The sequence below is a fragment of the Mesorhizobium sp. LCM 4577 genome (assembly GCF_001854795.2).
Classification (GTDB): domain Bacteria; phylum Pseudomonadota; class Alphaproteobacteria; order Rhizobiales; family Rhizobiaceae; genus Mesorhizobium; species Mesorhizobium plurifarium.
In genome coordinates, this window is record NZ_MDDU01000001.1 from 349,253 (window position 1) to 363,830 (window position 14,578).

A 14,578-nucleotide genomic window follows, 5' to 3' on the forward strand; every position below is an offset into this window, starting at 1 on the left:
TTCAATATCTGGTAGATAATTTCGCTTTGGTTAATAGCGGTAGTGTTCCGGCTTATACGGACCCTGCGGCGTCACGCCGATATAGGCGGCCTGCTCGCCCGACAGCTCGGTCAGCTTGGCGCCGAGCTTGTCGAGATGCAGCCGCGCGACCTTCTCGTCGAGGTGCTTGGGCAGCACATAGACCTGGTTCTGGTACTGGCCGTGCTTGGTGAAGAGCTCGATCTGCGCCAGCACCTGGTTGGTGAACGAGGCCGACATGACGAAGCTCGGATGTCCGGTGGCGTTGCCGAGGTTGAGCAGGCGTCCTTCGGACAGAAGGATCATCCGCTTGCCGTCCGGGAAGGTGATCAGGTCGACCTGCGGCTTGACATTGGTCCATTTCAGATTGCGCAGCGAGGCCACCTGGATCTCGTTGTCGAAGTGGCCGATATTGCCGACGATCACCATGTCCTTCATCGCCCGCATATGGTCGAGCGTGACGACGTCCTTGTTGCCGGTCGTGGTGATGACGATGTCGGCGGTCGGGGCCGCGTCTTCCAGCGTCACCACCTCATAGCCGTCCATGGCCGCCTGCAGCGCGCAGATCGGGTCGACCTCGGTGACCTTGACGCGGGCGCCGGCGCCGCGCAGCGAGGCCGACGAGCCCTTGCCGACGTCGCCATAGCCGCAGACCACCGCGACCTTGCCGGCCATCATCGTGTCGGTGCCGCGGCGGATGCCGTCCACCAGCGATTCCTTGCAGCCATATTTGTTGTCGAATTTCGACTTGGTGACGGAATCGTTGACGTTGATCGCCGGGAAGGGCAGCAGGCCCTTCTTCTGCAGCTGGTAGAGGCGGTTGACGCCGGTGGTGGTCTCCTCGGTGACGCCGCGGATCGCTTCGCGCTGCTTGGTGAAGAAGCCCGGCGAGGCCTTCAGGCGCTTCTTGATCTGGGCGAACAGGATCTCTTCCTCCTCGCTGCCGGGATTGGACAGCACGTCCTCGCCGGCCTCGGCGCGCGCGCCGAGAAGGATGTACATGGTGGCGTCGCCGCCGTCGTCCAGGATCATGTTGGAAGTGCCGCCATCGGTCCACTGGAAGATGCGGTCGGTGTAATTCCAGTAATCCTCGAGCGACTCGCCCTTGACGGCGAAGACCGGGATGCCGGCCTCGGCGATCGCGGCGGCCGCATGGTCCTGCGTCGAGAAGATGTTGCAGGAGGCCCAGCGGATGTCGGCGCCCAGCGCCTTCAGCGTTTCGATCAGCACCGCCGTCTGGATGGTCATGTGCAGCGAGCCGGTGATGCGCGCGCCCTTGAGCGGCTTCTTGGCGCCGAACTCCTCGCGGCAGGCCATCAGGCCCGGCATTTCCGTTTCGGCGATCTCGATCTCCTTGCGGCCCCAGCCGGCAAGCGAGATATCGGCGACCACATAGTCCTTGCTACCCGTCATGGCAGTGCTCCGGTGTGATTTTTTCTCAAAGGCGCGCCGACGCCGGGAGGCGCAGGGAGGGCGCGATTGCCGGCCTGACTAGCAGATCGGCCGCCATACGACAATGGGACATAAAGAAATCTTTATGCGCGCATGTCCTGGAAAAGCGAGATGTGAAGCCGGGAACTAGATTTCCTCGCCGAAACGCGAGGCGACCAGCTGCTCCAGCGCGTCCATGGCCGGCACGGCTTCCGGGCCGCTGGCGATGACGCGAATCGAATAGCCCGGGCTCGCCGCCAGCATCATCAGGCCCATGATCGAGGTGCCGCCGACCTTCACGCCGTCCTTCTCGACATGGATGGTGGCGTCGAAGCCGCTGGCGACCTGCACGAACTTGGCCGAAGCGCGCGCATGCAGGCCGCGCTGGTTGATGATCGGGAACTCCCGCACAACCTCGTCCGTCTGCGGCGCCGATGTGTTCATTTGCTGCTCAGGAGCTGGCTGGCGACGTTGATGTATTTGCGGCCCGCCGCCTGCGCCTCGTCGAGCGCCGCGGTCATGTTGTCGCCCTTGCGGATCGAGGAAAGCTTGATCAGCATCGGCAGGTTCATGCCGGCGATCACCTCGGTGCGGCCGGATTCCATCACCGAGATGGCAAGGTTGGAGGGCGTGCCGCCGAACATGTCGGTGAGCACGATGACGCCGGCCCCGGTGTCGACGCGCGCCACCGCGTCGACGATGTCGGCCCGGCGCTGCTCCATGTCGTCGTCGGCGCCGATCGCCACGGTCTCGAAATTGTCTTGCGGCCCGACGACATGCTCTACGGCATGCCGGAACTCGGTGGCGAGTTGACCGTGCGTCACGAGCACGAGTCCGATCATTCTCTGGTGGCTCCCGTCATCGCCGCTTCACAGGCGTATCTTATGTTCGCCAGCCATTCCAGGCGGCGGGAGCGCTATCTTGTCGACGCACGGCCGGTTGACAAGCCCAAAATTGCGGCGGCCCGGGCCATTTTGACGCATCGCAGCAAAAAACCCCGGGCGGATCATGAAAAAGGCTGGATCGACAGCCGCGCCATCAGCATGGGCAGCGCGGCGGTGACATTCTGCCGGGCGACGTCGATGCGGGGCATCCGGCATCCGGCGATCGTCTCCGTGGTCTCGTCCTGCAGACGCGCCATGTCGGCCGGTTCGACAAGCCGAACCACCAGATCGATCACGGCGGCCGGCTCGAATGCCAGCGGCCGCGGCCCGATCCCGTGCACCTCGCAGAGTCCGGCGATGCTTGCCGGCGCGCGGCACACCAGCCGGCCGCCATGCGCGGCTGCAAACAACTGGTCGTCGCCGACCAGCCGGGAAAACATGCCGCGGGCGCGGCAATGATCGACAAGCGCCAGCGCCAGCGTCGTCTTGCCGGCGTCGGATGGCCCGGTGATCAGCACGCCATGCTCGCCGATCAGCAGGGCCGTCCCATGGATGTTGCGGGGCTTCGTGGCGGTGTCCGGCATGTTCGGTTCGGTGATCAGCCTTCCGCGGGCAGCGTCACCACGAAACGCGCGCCTTTGATCTCGCCGGGCTTGGTGCCGGGGATGTTCTCGGCCGTCAGCGTGCCGCCATGCGCCTCGACGATCTGGCGGCTGATCGACAGGCCGAGGCCGGAGTTCTGGCCGAACGCCTCGCCGGCTGGCCGGTCGGTATAGAAGCGCTCGAAGATGCGGTCGATCTTCTCGGCCCGGATGCCCGGGCCGTTGTCGTCGACGGTGATGATGTTGAACTTGCCCGCGCGCGCCAATGAGATCGCTATGTGCCCGTGCTCGTCGGGCACGAAGGAGCGCGCGTTCTCGATCAGGTTAGTGATGACCTGGCCGATCCTGAGGTCGTGGCCGACAACGAAATAGCCTCGGGCGCCGGCCGGCAGCTTGGCCACCTTGAGCTCGATCTCGACGGCCTTCTTGTTGCGCGTGGTCTCGCGCGAGACCGCGATGAGGTCGGTGATGAACTTCTTCAGGTCGACCGTCGCCGCATCGTCGCGCGCGAGCTCGGCGTCGAGCCGCGACGCGTCGGAGATGTCGGTGATCAGCCGGTCGAGCCGCTTCACGTCGTGCTGGATGATCTCCATCAGACGCGCGCGAGACGTATCGTTCTTCGCCAAAGGCAGCGTCTCGACCGCGCTGCGCAGCGACGTCAGCGGGTTCTTCAGCTCATGCGACACGTCGGCGGCGAAGCTTTCGATCGCCTCGATGCGCGCATAAAGCGCATTCGTCATGTCGCGCACGGCAATGGACAAATTGCCGATCTCGTCCTGACGATCGGAAAAATCGGGGATTTCCTCGCGGCTCTTGACGCCGCGCCGCACCCTGACGGCGGCGGCGGAAAGCCGGCGCAGCGGATTGGCGATGGTGGACGCCAGAAGCAACGACAGGATCGCGGTGACGAGAGCCGCCACCCCGAACACGCGCAGGATCGCCTTGCGCTCGGCCGCGACGATCTTGTCGATGTCGCCGCCTTCGGTGGACAGCATCAAGACGCCGAGCACGGCGCGGAAGCGCTGGATCGGCACCGCGACGGAGACGATCTGCTCGCCCTGCTCGCTCACCCGCACGATGGTCGAGGGGCTGCCGGTCAGTGCCTTGACCACTTCCGGGAAGGCTGCGCCATTGCCGCCGGGTTGCTCATGGTAGACCGGCAGGTCCTTGTTGCGGAAGAAGTCGAAGATGAATTTCTCGACCCGTTCCAGGAGGTCCGGCTGCTCGTCCTCGACCGGCGGCAAATCGTAGCGCAGGATCTGGCCGCGCGAATAGAGATGCCGCGAATCGAGCAGCAGGTTGGCGTCGCGGTCATAGATGCGGGCGCGGGTGCGGGTCGGCGAGATCAGGCGCCTCAGCACCGGCGCGACGCGTTCCGGATTGATCGGGAAATCGAGATTGTCGAGCTGGTCGGACCCTGGCCCAAGGCTCTCGCCGGCCTGCAGCTCGAGCAGCTTTTCCGGGTCGATGCTGATCGAGTCGGTCTCGACGGTCGCCGAGGCCGCGATCGCGCCTGCGATGATCTCGCCCTGCGTCATCAGGCTTTCGACGCGCGCGTCGATCAGCCCGTCGCGGAATGTGTTGAGATAGAGGATGCCGGTGACCAGCACGGCGAGGCCGGCCATGTTGAGGAACAGGATGCGCCGCGTCAGGCTGGAGAAGATGTGGTGGCCGAGAAACCGGCGCATCGGCACCGTGATTTTCGACACGAAGGCGGGCACGATCCGCGGCGGACGCTTTGCCGCCCCCGCCCGTCTGCCTCGCTCTACTTCCACTGCCATCGACTAGCAGGCCCTGTTTAGTGAGTAGTGAGTAGGCAGTAGGCAGTAGCGAATAGGGAAATGATTGGCTGACCGCGGCTATGCATGACTGGCCGCTCGCATCATCATAAACTGACTACTGACTATTCCCTACTACCTATTCTATTCAAGCTTCGCGGAACCGGTACCCGACTCCGTAAAGGGTTTCGATCATCTCGAAGTCGTCGTCGACGGCCTTGAACTTCTTGCGCAGCCGCTTGATGTGGCTGTCGATGGTGCGGTCGTCGACATAGACCTGCTCATCATAGGCCGAATCCATCAGCGCATCACGGCTTTTTACCACGCCCGGGCGCTGTGCCAGCGAATGCAGGATGAGGAACTCGGTCACCGTCAGCGTCACCGGCTCGCCCTTCCAGGTGCAGGTGTGCCGCTCCTGGTCCATCACCAACTGGCCGCGTTCGAGCGAGCGGGCCTGCTGGCTGGGCGCCTTGGCCGCCGCCTCGCGGGCGCTGGTGCGTCGGAGCACCGCGCGCACCCGCTCGACCAGCAGGCGCTGCGAGAACGGTTTGCGGATGAAGTCGTCGGCGCCCATCTTGAGGCCGAACAATTCGTCGATCTCGTCGTCCTTCGAGGTCAGGAAGATGACCGGCAGGTCCGACTTCTGGCGCATGCGGCGCAACAGCTCCATGCCGTCCATGCGCGGCATCTTGATGTCGAGGATGGCAAGATTCGGCGGCCGCGCCGCCAGGCCTTCCAGCGCCGACGCGCCATCGGTGTAGGTTTCGACCCGATAGCCCTCGGATTCAAGCGCGATCGACACCGAGGTCAGAATGTTGCGGTCGTCGTCGACAAGCGCGATTGTTGCCATTTCAAGCGGCTCCCTCATGAGCTGTCCCTTCTGTCGTCGAGAAGGGGCTTTTGCAGGACAAATTGGGTACAAAATGTGGCACGGACCCTGTTCGAAGTCACGGGCGGCCTGCCGCTACACACCATCGCACCCGGATTGGGATTGGACGAACCGAGGCTGCCAATCCTTTGGGCAACGTCTGTGATTTTTTGCACATATAAACGATTTAAACAACTTTCAAATTTTTTAAATCGATTAATGATTTGATATCATTCGGCTTTTCTGGTTCTGAACCTGGCAGCCCCGGTGCGGGCTTCGGGAAACCTCCCGTCACATGCGGCCAAATCCAGAGAGGAAATTTGATGTCGGAAGCCGGCAAACGCAACCCCGACTGCGCTATTGACGCGATCGGCCTCAAGACCACGGGCATGGTGCGCTACAATTTCGGCGCGGCCGTACTCTACGAGGAAGCGATCAGGCGCGGCGAGGCGAGATTGACCGCGCAGGGCGCGCTGGTCGCCGAGACTGGCCAGCACACCGGCCGCTCGCCGAAGGACAAATTCGTCGTGCGCGACGAGGCGACCGAGCCGCATGTCTGGTGGGACAACAACAGGGCGATCTCGCCTACCCAGTTCGAGGCACTGCTTTCCGACTTCCGCGCCCATGCGGCGGACAAGGATCTCTATGTCCAGGACCTGGTTGGCGGCGCCGACGCCGACCTCAAGCTGCCGACCCGGGTCGTCACCGAATTCGCCTGGCATTCGCTGTTCATCCGCAATCTCCTGATCCGTCCCGAAGAAGCGGAGCTCGAGCGTTTCGTGCCGCAGATGACGATCATCGATCTGCCGTCCTTTCGCGCCGATCCGGCGCGCCACGGCACCCGCACCGAAACGGTGATCGCGGTCGATCTCACCCGCCAGATCGTGCTGATCGGCGGCACCTCCTATGCCGGCGAGATGAAGAAGTCGGTCTTCACCATGCTGAACTATCTGCTGCCGGCAAAGGGCGTGATGCCGATGCACTGTTCGGCCAATGAGGGGCCGGACGGCGACGCGGCGGTGTTCTTCGGCCTGTCCGGCACCGGCAAGACGACGCTTTCCGCCGATCCGTCGCGCACGCTGATCGGCGACGACGAGCATGGCTGGGGTCCGCACGGCATCTTCAATTTCGAGGGCGGCTGCTACGCCAAGACGATCAGGCTGTCGGCCGAGGCGGAGCCTGAGATCTTCGCCACCACGCAGCGCTTCGGCACGGTGCTGGAGAACGTCGTGCTCGACGCCGGCCGCGTTCCGGACTTCAACGACGGCAGCCTCACCGAGAACACGCGCTGCGCCTATCCGCTGGACTTCATCCCCAACGCCTCGAAGACCGGCCGCGCCGGTCACCCGAGGAACATCATCATGCTGACCGCCGACGCCTTTGGCGTCATGCCGCCGATCGCCAAGCTGACGCCGGCGCAGGCCATGTACCACTTCCTGTCGGGCTACACCGCCAAGGTCGCAGGCACGGAAAAGGGCGTCACCGAGCCGGAGGCGACCTTCTCGACCTGCTTCGGCGCCCCGTTCATGCCGCGTCATCCGTCCGAATACGGCAATCTGCTGCGCGAGCTCATCGCCAGCCACGGCGTCGACTGCTGGCTGGTCAACACCGGCTGGACCGGGGGCGCCTACGGCACCGGCCGCCGCATGCCGATCAAGGTGACGCGCGCCTTGCTGGGCGCGGCGCTCGACGGTTCGCTGAAGTCGGCCGAGTTCCGCACCGACGCCAATTTCGGCTTCGAGGTGCCGGTGGCGGTCCCGGGTGTCGACGGCGCCATTCTCGATCCGCGCTCGACCTGGGCCGACAAGGCTGCCTATGACCGCCAGGCCGCGAGGCTGGTCGGTATGTTCGCGACCAATTTCGAGAAGTTCGAGGCGCATGTCGACGCGACCATCATGGGCGCGGCGCCGCGTCTGCAGGAGGCGGCCGAATAATCGCTGCCTCGAGCGTCTTACCTCCATCCCTTTGTTTTATCGCAATTTCCAGGCGGAAAACCGCTCACACTTTTCCTGAAATTGCTCCAGGCCCGGTTCACACCGGGCCTTTTCTTTTTGTGGCCATCGCGTCATGAGTGCTTCCATGGCGAGCGACGACGACATCATCATCACCGGCGAAGCCGTTATCCGCCCGGGCGACCTGCACGAGGATTTCATCCGCTCGTCCGGCCCGGGCGGCCAGAACGTCAACAAGGTGGCGACCGCGGTGCAGCTGCGCTTCGACGCGGCGAACGCTTCGGGCCTGTCCGAGCGTGTGCGCGAGCGCGCCATCAAGCTTGCCGGCCAGCGCGCCACCAAGGACGGCGTCATCGTCATCGAGGCCGGCCGCTTCCGCACCCAGGAGCAGAACCGCGCCGACGCGCGGGCGCGGCTGACGGCGTTGATCGCCAAGGCGGCCGAGCCGCCACCGCCGCCGCGCAAGAAGACCAGGCCGTCCAAAGGCGCCGTGGAGCGCCGCCTCAAGAGCAAGGCGGGCCGCTCGACGGTGAAAAAGCTGCGCGGTCGTGTCGACAGCGATTAAGCACGGTTGAAATCGGCTGCTTCCAATTCTGGGTTGCAGATGGCAAGCTCCGATTGCTGCAACAGCGAGGAGACCAGCAATGGGTATTTTCGATTTCGTCAAAGGCGTCGGCAAGAAGCTCGGCATCGGCGGCGACGACGAGGCGTCGCCAACCGCGGATACGTTGAAGAAGGAGCTCGATTCGCACAAGCTGGGCACGGACGGTGTCGAGGTCGCCGTCCAGGGCGACACCGCGGTCCTGAAAGGCACGGTCAAGGATCAGTCGGTCTTCGAAAAGGCGGTGATCGCCGTCGGCAACACGCTCGGCGTCTCCAAGGTGCAGGCCGACGAGCTCAAGGTCGCGCCTGGCGCCGGCCAGGCGGCGCCGGCCAAGGAACCGACCTTCTACACAGTCCAGAAGGGCGACAACCTCTGGAAGATCGCCGAAAAGAGCTACGGCAAGGGCCAAGGTGCCAAGAACACCGTCATCTTCGAGGCCAACAAGCCGATGCTGACGCATCCGGACAAGATCTATCCGGGCCAGGTACTGCGCATCCCCGACCTTGCCTGACCGGCCAAACGATATCGGAGAACGGAACGGCGGCTTTCGGGTCGCCGTTTTCTTTTGCCGGTGGCATGCTTGGCTCAGTCAACCGCATCGCTAGAGCATGATCCCGGAAAGTGGGTATCGGTTTTCGGAAAAGATCATGCTCCAACAAAGAGTTAGAGCAGGATGACGATTCAACGAAACGTCATCCTGCTCTGAAGTCAACCGGATCGACCCATGCTCGTTTTGCCCAAAGGCGTCCGCCATATGCCGGGTTACCTCGCGCGCCCCGCCCAGGAGGCGCTGGTCGAGGAGATCAGGCGCGTCGTGCAGGCTGCACCCCTCTACGTTCCGGCCATGYCGCGCACCGGCAAGGAGATGAGCGTGCGCATGACCAATTGCGGCGCGCTTGGCTGGGTGACCGACAAGGAGCGCGGCTATCGCTACCAGCCCACGCATCCGGTGACGGGCGAGCCCTGGCCGCCGATCCCGGAAGCCTTGCTGAAAGTGTGGCGCGAGGTCTCGGCCTATCCGCATCCGCCCGAGGCATGTCTGGTCAACTTCTATGCGGCGGATGCCAAGATGGGCCTGCATCAGGATCGTGACGAAAAGGATTTCGCCGCGCCCGTGGTGTCGGTCTCGCTGGGCGACGACTGCCTGTTCCGGGTCGGCCAGAACAGGCGGGAGGACGGCACGAAATCGTTCAGGCTGAAGAGCGGCGACGTCGTCGTGCTTGGCGGCGAAGGGCGCCTCGCCTTCCACGGCGTCGACCGCATCTACCCCGCGACGTCGGCCCTGCTGAAGAATGGCGGCCGCATCAATCTGACGTTGCGGCGGGTGACGGTGCCCGGCCGACCACTCCCTGGCGCAACGCGATCTTAAGGACACCCGGGCTACAACCGCGGTTGCGAAACCGAGGTCGTCATGGAACCGAACTGGATCAGGAGCCGAAGCCTCTTGGACGTGGCCATGGTCACGGTCGTATCGATGATCGGTATCTGGATGGCCGAGGTCTACCTGAGCATGTTGTGGAACCTCGACGGCAGGGGGTTTTCCGAACTTTCGCACAGGCTTCCCTACTGGGATTTCACGAACCTCTGGGCAGGGTCGCGCATGGCTATTGACGGCCACGTCGCCGTCCTTTTCGATGTGGACGCCTACCGCGCGGCGCTGCGCGCCATGTTTTCGCCCGACCTTCAAAATCAGGAATGGAGCTATCCGCCGAGCATCCTCTTGCTCGGCGTTCCGCTTGCGACCTTGCCGATCCTGCCTGCTTATCTGACCTGGACGGTTGGGACCGTGCTGTGCCTGTGGCTGGCGATACGGCCGCTGAAGCTCGGAACGGCCCTGGAACTGGCGATTGTCTTGAGTCCCGCCGTTATCTGGAACTCGGTGTTCGGCCAGAACGGCGCGCTGACGACGGCTCTGTTGATCGGAGGTCTCGCCGTGGCGCCAAGGCGTCCGGTGCTGGCTGGTATCTTGTTCGGCCTGCTGACGATCAAGCCGCATCTTGGCATTCTGGTGCCTTTCTGCCTGCTTGCCAGCGGCAATTGGCGAGCCATTCTCGCCGCCATCGGGACCGCCGTCGTGATCGCCGTCGCCACCGGCCTGTTCTTTGGCTTCGATGTCTGGCGGCTGTTCCTGACCGAAACCCGTCCGTTGATGACGGCGATCATGGAGGCTCCTTATCCGCAGCCCTACCAATACAACGCGATAACGGTGTTCTTCACGGCGAGGGCAATCGGCTTGGGGCTGGCCGCCGCCTATGGCGTGCAGGCGATCGCGACCGTCGTTTCCATCGCGGTGGCGGTCTGGCTCTGGTGGCCAGGGCGCCAGGTCTCGCATCAGGAACGCGTGGCGCTCACCGCTGTCCTTGCCATCCTTGCCACGCCTTATGGCTATACCTACGACACGATCGGTCTGGCCGTGGCGGTCGCCATGCTGGCCACAATGACGTCAAGGCCACCCCGATTGATACTCGCCGTTTGCTGGCTCTRGCCTTTCGTCGGGCATTTTTTCACCTGGGGCGGATACTGCGTCGCCGTGCTGGTCCCGCTGTTCCTCGCCGCCTGGATGCTGTTTTCTGTATGGACGAGAAGCCGGAAGGCTGAAGTCTCCGGAGAGCCGTCCCTGGCGTAGCGATTTTCCGTCCGGAATTGCGCACCGGCAAAGACGCGCAGCGATCCGGCCTCGCGCGCGGCCTCACAATTTCCTTAACGCCACTTCCTCGATCAGGTGGTTGGCGCCCTTGCGCAGGATGAGGTCGGCCCGGGCCCTGGTCGGCAGAATGTTCTCGCGCAGGTTCTTCAGGTTGATGTTGGCCCACAGCCCCTCCGCGATGGCTCGCGCGGCATCCCCGGAAAGCTGCGAATAGCGGTGGAAAAAGGAGTCCGGATTGCGGAAGGCGGTTTCGCGCAGCCGCATGAAACGCTGGATGTACCACTGATGGATCAGCTTCTCGTCGGCATCGATATAGATGGCGAAGTCGAAGAAGTCGGACAGGAACGGCACGATCTTGCCGTCCTTCGGCAGCTTGCCCGGCTGCAGCACGTTGATGCCTTCGAAGATCAGGATGTCCGGCCGGTCGATGGTGACGAACTCGCCCGGAATGACGTCATAGGTCAGGTGCGAATAGACCGGCGCGCGGACATCGCGCTGCCCCGACTTGATGCCGGACAGGAACCTCAGCAGCGCGCCGACGTCGTAGCTCTCCGGAAAGCCCTTGCGCTCCATTAGATTGTCGCGGCGCAGGATCTCGTTGGGCAAGAGGAAGCCATCGGTGGTGATGAGGTCGACCTTCGGGCTCGACGGCCAGCGCGCCAGCAACTCCTTCAGCACGCGCGCCGTGGTCGACTTGCCGACCGCGACCGAGCCGGCGATGCCGATGATGAAAGGCGTCTTGACCACGTCCTGCGCCTTGAAGAAGGCCTGGCGCTGCCGGTAGAGAAGTTGGCTCGCCTCGACATGAGCCGACAAAAGTCGGGACAGCGACAGGTAGATGCGCTTGACCTCTTCAAGGTCGACCGGATCGTTGAGTGAGCGCAGCCTGTCGATCTCGTCCCCGGTCAGCGTCAGCGGCGTGTCGGCGCGGAACTGCGACCATTGCTCGGCGGAGAAGAATCGAAACGGGGAGTACTTCTCGGTCGGAGCCAGCTGGTCCATCGGGTTTCCTGCCCTCCTAGAACATGATGCCGAAAAGTGCGAAGCGGTTTTCGGGCGACATCATGTTCCGTCCGTTTCGTTCATCAGCCCCGGGGACGGGACGCCTTTTCGGCGATGCCCGAGCGGCCGGTGCGGCCCTCGAGCTCCTTCAGCACATCGTCCAGCGGAATGCCCGCTATGCCGAGGACGACCAGCCAATGATACAGAAGATCGGCGCTTTCCGAAACGAGGGCCTGGCGGTCGCCGCGGACGGCGGCGATCACGGTTTCGACCGCTTCTTCGCCGAGCTTCTGCGCCGCCTTGTCCACGCCCTTGGCGAACAGTTTCGCCGTCCATGAGTCCGGGTCGCCGGAATGGGCGCGCTGATGAATGATCTGTTCCAGCTCGGCGAGCGAAAAGTCTGCCATAACAGCTATTTATGCCCCACGAGCCGCCAAGTCCAGCCGCATCGGCAGGCCGGCTTTGGCCATATGCGCCTTGGCTTCGGCGATCGTGTAGGTGCCGAAATGGAAGATCGAGGCGGCAAGCACGGCGCCGGCATGGCCGTTGCGAATGCCTTCGACGAGGTGATCGAGCGTTCCGACGCCGCCCGATGCGATCACCGGCACGCGCACGGCGTCGGCGATGGCCCGGGTGAGCGCAATGTCGTAGCCCGCCTTGGTGCCGTCGCGGTCCATCGAGGTCAAAAGAATCTCGCCGGCGCCGCGCTCGACCATGCGCCTGGCGAAGGCGACGGCGTCGATGCCGGTCTTCTCGCGCCCGCCATGGGTGAAGATCTCCCAGCGGTCGGCCTCGCCCTGCGCCGACACCTTCTTGGCGTCGATCGCCACGACGATGCATTGGTTGCCGAACTTGTCGGCCGCTTCCGCGACGAAATCCGGGTTCTTCACCGCCGCCGTGTTGATCGACACCTTGTCGGCGCCGGCCAGCAGCAGCTTGCGGATGTCGGCCACCTGGCGCACGCCGCCGCCGACGGTGAGCGGCATGAAGCACTGCTCGGCCGTACGGGCGACGACGTCGAAGATCGTCTCGCGGTTGTCGGACGATGCGGTGATGTCGAGGAAGCAGAGCTCGTCGGCGCCGGCCGCGTCATACGCCTTGGCGGCCTCGACCGGGTCGCCGGCATCGACGAGGTCGACGAAATTGACGCCCTTGACGACGCGGCCGTTCTTGACGTCGAGGCAAGGGATGACGCGGGCCTTCAGCATCACTTGCCCTCCAGGGTTGAGAGCAGGTCGACCACCAGCTCGCCGACCAGCGGCGGCACGTCGCCCTTGGGGTCGAAGGCCGGATCGTAGGCGGAAATGGTCAATCCGGCGATGCTGAGCGGGCCGGCGAGGCCGCACATCGCGGTGCGCACCTGCTCCGGCGCCGGACCGCCGGGCGTGGTGTAGCGGTTGGCCTGCAGCTTCTCGGGGTCGTGCACGTCGAGGTCGACGTGCATGTGGACCTGCCGCGCGCCGTCGGCTTTCAGCCGTTGCGCAGCAGCCTTCCAGTCGGGACACTCGGTCCGGATGATCGGCAGCCTTTCCAGCAGTTCCTTCTCCGCGCCGTCGAGGTCGCGCGCATTGACCAGAACGCAGCGCGACGGGTCGACCGGCTTGAAGCCCGGAATCTGTGTCGCCATCGCTCGCCAGCAGAGGCCGAGCGCGGTCGCCAGCGCCATGCCGTCGAGAAAGCCCGTCGTGGTGGTTTCCGGCGTGTTGAGGTCGCCATGCTGGTCGGCCCAGATGATGGCGTCGGCGCCGGCGCCGGCCACGGCGCCGGCGGCGGTCAGGCAGTTGCCGGCCAGCACGATTGGAAACCGCTTCTTGTCCAGCGCTATGCGGACTTCACCCGAAACGGCGTTGCAGACGGCAAATCCGGTGCTGATCTCGCGCTCTTCTTCGTCCTCGACCACCTTGCCGATGTCGTTCACCTCGACATCGTGGCCGGCGAGCTTCAACGCCTCGGCCAGCCCGCCCGAGATCAGCGCGTCCGGGCCCTGGCCGCAGCCGCCGTGGAAGTGGCCGCTGTCATAGGATGCCAGAATGATCGAAATGTTCACTGTTCTGCCTCCGCCCGCTCGCCGCGCAGGATCGCCAGCGCCTCGGCCGGGTCGATACGTCCATCATATAGGGCGCGGCCCGAGATCGCGCCTTCCAGTTTTTGCGCATCGGGCATGGTCATGCGCACGATGTCGGCGATCGAGGCGAGGCCGCCGGACGCGATCACCGGGATAGACACCGCCTCGGCGAGGCTGATCGTCGAATCCCAGTTGATGCCGGAAAGCACGCCGTCGCGGTCGATGTCGGTGTAGATGATGGCGGCCACACCGGCGCCCTCGAATTTCTTCGCCAGCTCGATGACGCCGAGCTCGGAGGCCTCCGCCCAGCCTTCGACCGCGACCTTGCCGCCCTTGGCGTCGATGCCGACGGCGACCTTGCCGGGAAAAGCCTTGCAGGCTTGCTTGACCAACTCCGGCTCGCGCACCGCGATCGTGCCGAGGATGACGCGGGCGAGGCCGCGATCCAGCCAGTCTTCGATCTGCGGCAAGGTGCGGATGCCGCCGCCGAGCTGCACCGGGTTCTTCGTCGCCTTGAGGATGGCGCCGACCGCGGCGGAGTTGACGCTCTGGCCCTTGAAGGCGCCGTTCAGGTCGACGACGTGCAGCCATTCGAACCCCTGGTCCTCGAAGGCCTTAGCCTGCGCGCCGGGATCGTCGTTGTAGATGGTCGCGGTGGCCATGTCGCCGTGCTTCAGGCGCACGCATTGACCGTCCTTGAGGTCGATGGCCGGAAACAGGATCATGG

16 protein-coding genes are annotated in these 14,578 nt (G+C 64.3%); 5 read left to right on the forward strand and 11 right to left on the reverse strand.

What is annotated here, in order from left to right; all coding sequences use genetic code 11:
- Positions 1–30: 30 nt before the first annotated feature.
- The 6 genes from ahcY to LCM4577_RS01720 form a co-directional block, all read right to left on the reverse strand.
- Positions 31–1,431 (reverse strand): adenosylhomocysteinase, encoded by a 1,401-nt coding sequence (ahcY, locus tag LCM4577_RS01695; protein WP_040986847.1) that lies wholly within the window; start codon positions 1,429–1,431, stop codon positions 31–33.
- Positions 1,432–1,596: 165 nt separating this feature from the next.
- Positions 1,597–1,893: an HPr family phosphocarrier protein gene (locus tag LCM4577_RS01700; protein ID WP_040986849.1), complete on the reverse strand. Its 297-nt coding sequence runs from the start codon at positions 1,891–1,893 to the stop codon at positions 1,597–1,599.
- Positions 1,890–2,291 (reverse strand): PTS sugar transporter subunit IIA, encoded by a 402-nt coding sequence (locus tag LCM4577_RS01705; protein WP_040986851.1) that lies wholly within the window; start codon positions 2,289–2,291, stop codon positions 1,890–1,892. The genes LCM4577_RS01700 and LCM4577_RS01705 overlap by 4 nt, the downstream gene beginning before the upstream one ends.
- 164 nt (positions 2,292–2,455) lie before the next feature.
- A complete protein-coding gene (locus tag LCM4577_RS01710) occupies positions 2,456–2,917 on the reverse strand; it encodes an HPr kinase/phosphorylase (RefSeq protein ID WP_071069247.1) in 462 nt (153 codons plus the stop codon).
- Between the two features lie 14 nt (positions 2,918–2,931).
- Entirely contained in the window at positions 2,932–4,716 is a 1,785-nt protein-coding gene (locus tag LCM4577_RS01715) for a sensor histidine kinase (RefSeq protein ID WP_041009817.1), read from the reverse strand.
- 145 nt (positions 4,717–4,861) lie between these two features.
- The gene (locus LCM4577_RS01720; protein WP_006201274.1) at positions 4,862–5,563 is read right to left on the reverse strand and encodes a response regulator transcription factor; all 702 of its coding nucleotides are present in this window, start codon (positions 5,561–5,563) and stop codon (positions 4,862–4,864) included.
- A gap of 341 nt (positions 5,564–5,904) precedes the next feature.
- Here LCM4577_RS01720 and LCM4577_RS01725 point away from each other — a divergent pair, with 341 nt between their 5' ends.
- The 5 genes from LCM4577_RS01725 (at position 5,905) to LCM4577_RS01745 (ending at position 10,763) form a co-directional block, all read left to right on the forward strand.
- A complete protein-coding gene (locus LCM4577_RS01725) occupies positions 5,905–7,515 on the forward strand; it encodes a phosphoenolpyruvate carboxykinase (protein WP_071069249.1) in 1,611 nt (536 codons plus the stop codon).
- Between the two features lie 145 nt (positions 7,516–7,660).
- A complete protein-coding gene (gene arfB / locus LCM4577_RS01730) occupies positions 7,661–8,098 on the forward strand; it encodes an alternative ribosome rescue aminoacyl-tRNA hydrolase ArfB (RefSeq protein WP_071031882.1) in 438 nt (145 codons plus the stop codon).
- Between the two features lie 79 nt (positions 8,099–8,177).
- A complete protein-coding gene (gene lysM, locus LCM4577_RS01735) occupies positions 8,178–8,648 on the forward strand; it encodes a peptidoglycan-binding protein LysM (protein WP_071031883.1) in 471 nt (156 codons plus the stop codon).
- Positions 8,649–8,861: 213 nt separating this feature from the next.
- On the forward strand, positions 8,862–9,506 hold the full coding sequence (locus tag LCM4577_RS01740; protein ID WP_071069251.1) for an alpha-ketoglutarate-dependent dioxygenase AlkB: 645 nt from the start codon (positions 8,862–8,864) through the stop codon (positions 9,504–9,506).
- An 87-nt stretch (positions 9,507–9,593) separates the two neighbouring features.
- A complete protein-coding gene (locus LCM4577_RS01745) occupies positions 9,594–10,763 on the forward strand; it encodes a glycosyltransferase family 87 protein (protein WP_157900444.1) in 1,170 nt (389 codons plus the stop codon).
- Between the two features lie 63 nt (positions 10,764–10,826).
- Here LCM4577_RS01745 and coaA read toward each other — a convergent pair whose 3' ends face one another.
- From coaA to hisA, 5 genes are all read right to left on the reverse strand, one after another.
- The gene (coaA, locus tag LCM4577_RS01750) at positions 10,827–11,786 is read right to left on the reverse strand and encodes a type I pantothenate kinase (RefSeq protein WP_040986868.1); all 960 of its coding nucleotides are present in this window, start codon (positions 11,784–11,786) and stop codon (positions 10,827–10,829) included.
- 83 nt (positions 11,787–11,869) lie between these two features.
- Positions 11,870–12,193, reverse strand: coding sequence for a phosphoribosyl-ATP diphosphatase (locus LCM4577_RS01755; protein WP_071031887.1), 324 nt, complete (start codon positions 12,191–12,193; stop codon positions 11,870–11,872).
- 9 nt (positions 12,194–12,202) lie between these two features.
- Positions 12,203–12,997: an imidazole glycerol phosphate synthase subunit HisF gene (gene hisF, locus LCM4577_RS01760; protein WP_071069255.1), complete on the reverse strand. Its 795-nt coding sequence runs from the start codon at positions 12,995–12,997 to the stop codon at positions 12,203–12,205.
- Positions 12,994–13,833 carry an arginase family protein gene (locus LCM4577_RS01765; RefSeq protein ID WP_071069257.1) on the reverse strand — a complete coding sequence of 280 codons (840 nt, stop codon included), beginning with the start codon at positions 13,831–13,833 and terminating at the stop codon, positions 12,994–12,996. Before LCM4577_RS01765 ends, hisF begins: the two co-directional genes overlap by 4 nt.
- Positions 13,830–14,576 (reverse strand): 1-(5-phosphoribosyl)-5-[(5-phosphoribosylamino)methylideneamino]imidazole-4-carboxamide isomerase, encoded by a 747-nt coding sequence (gene hisA, locus LCM4577_RS01770; RefSeq protein ID WP_071069259.1) that lies wholly within the window; start codon positions 14,574–14,576, stop codon positions 13,830–13,832. The genes LCM4577_RS01765 and hisA overlap by 4 nt, the downstream gene beginning before the upstream one ends.
- Positions 14,577–14,578: the final 2 nt, after the last annotated feature.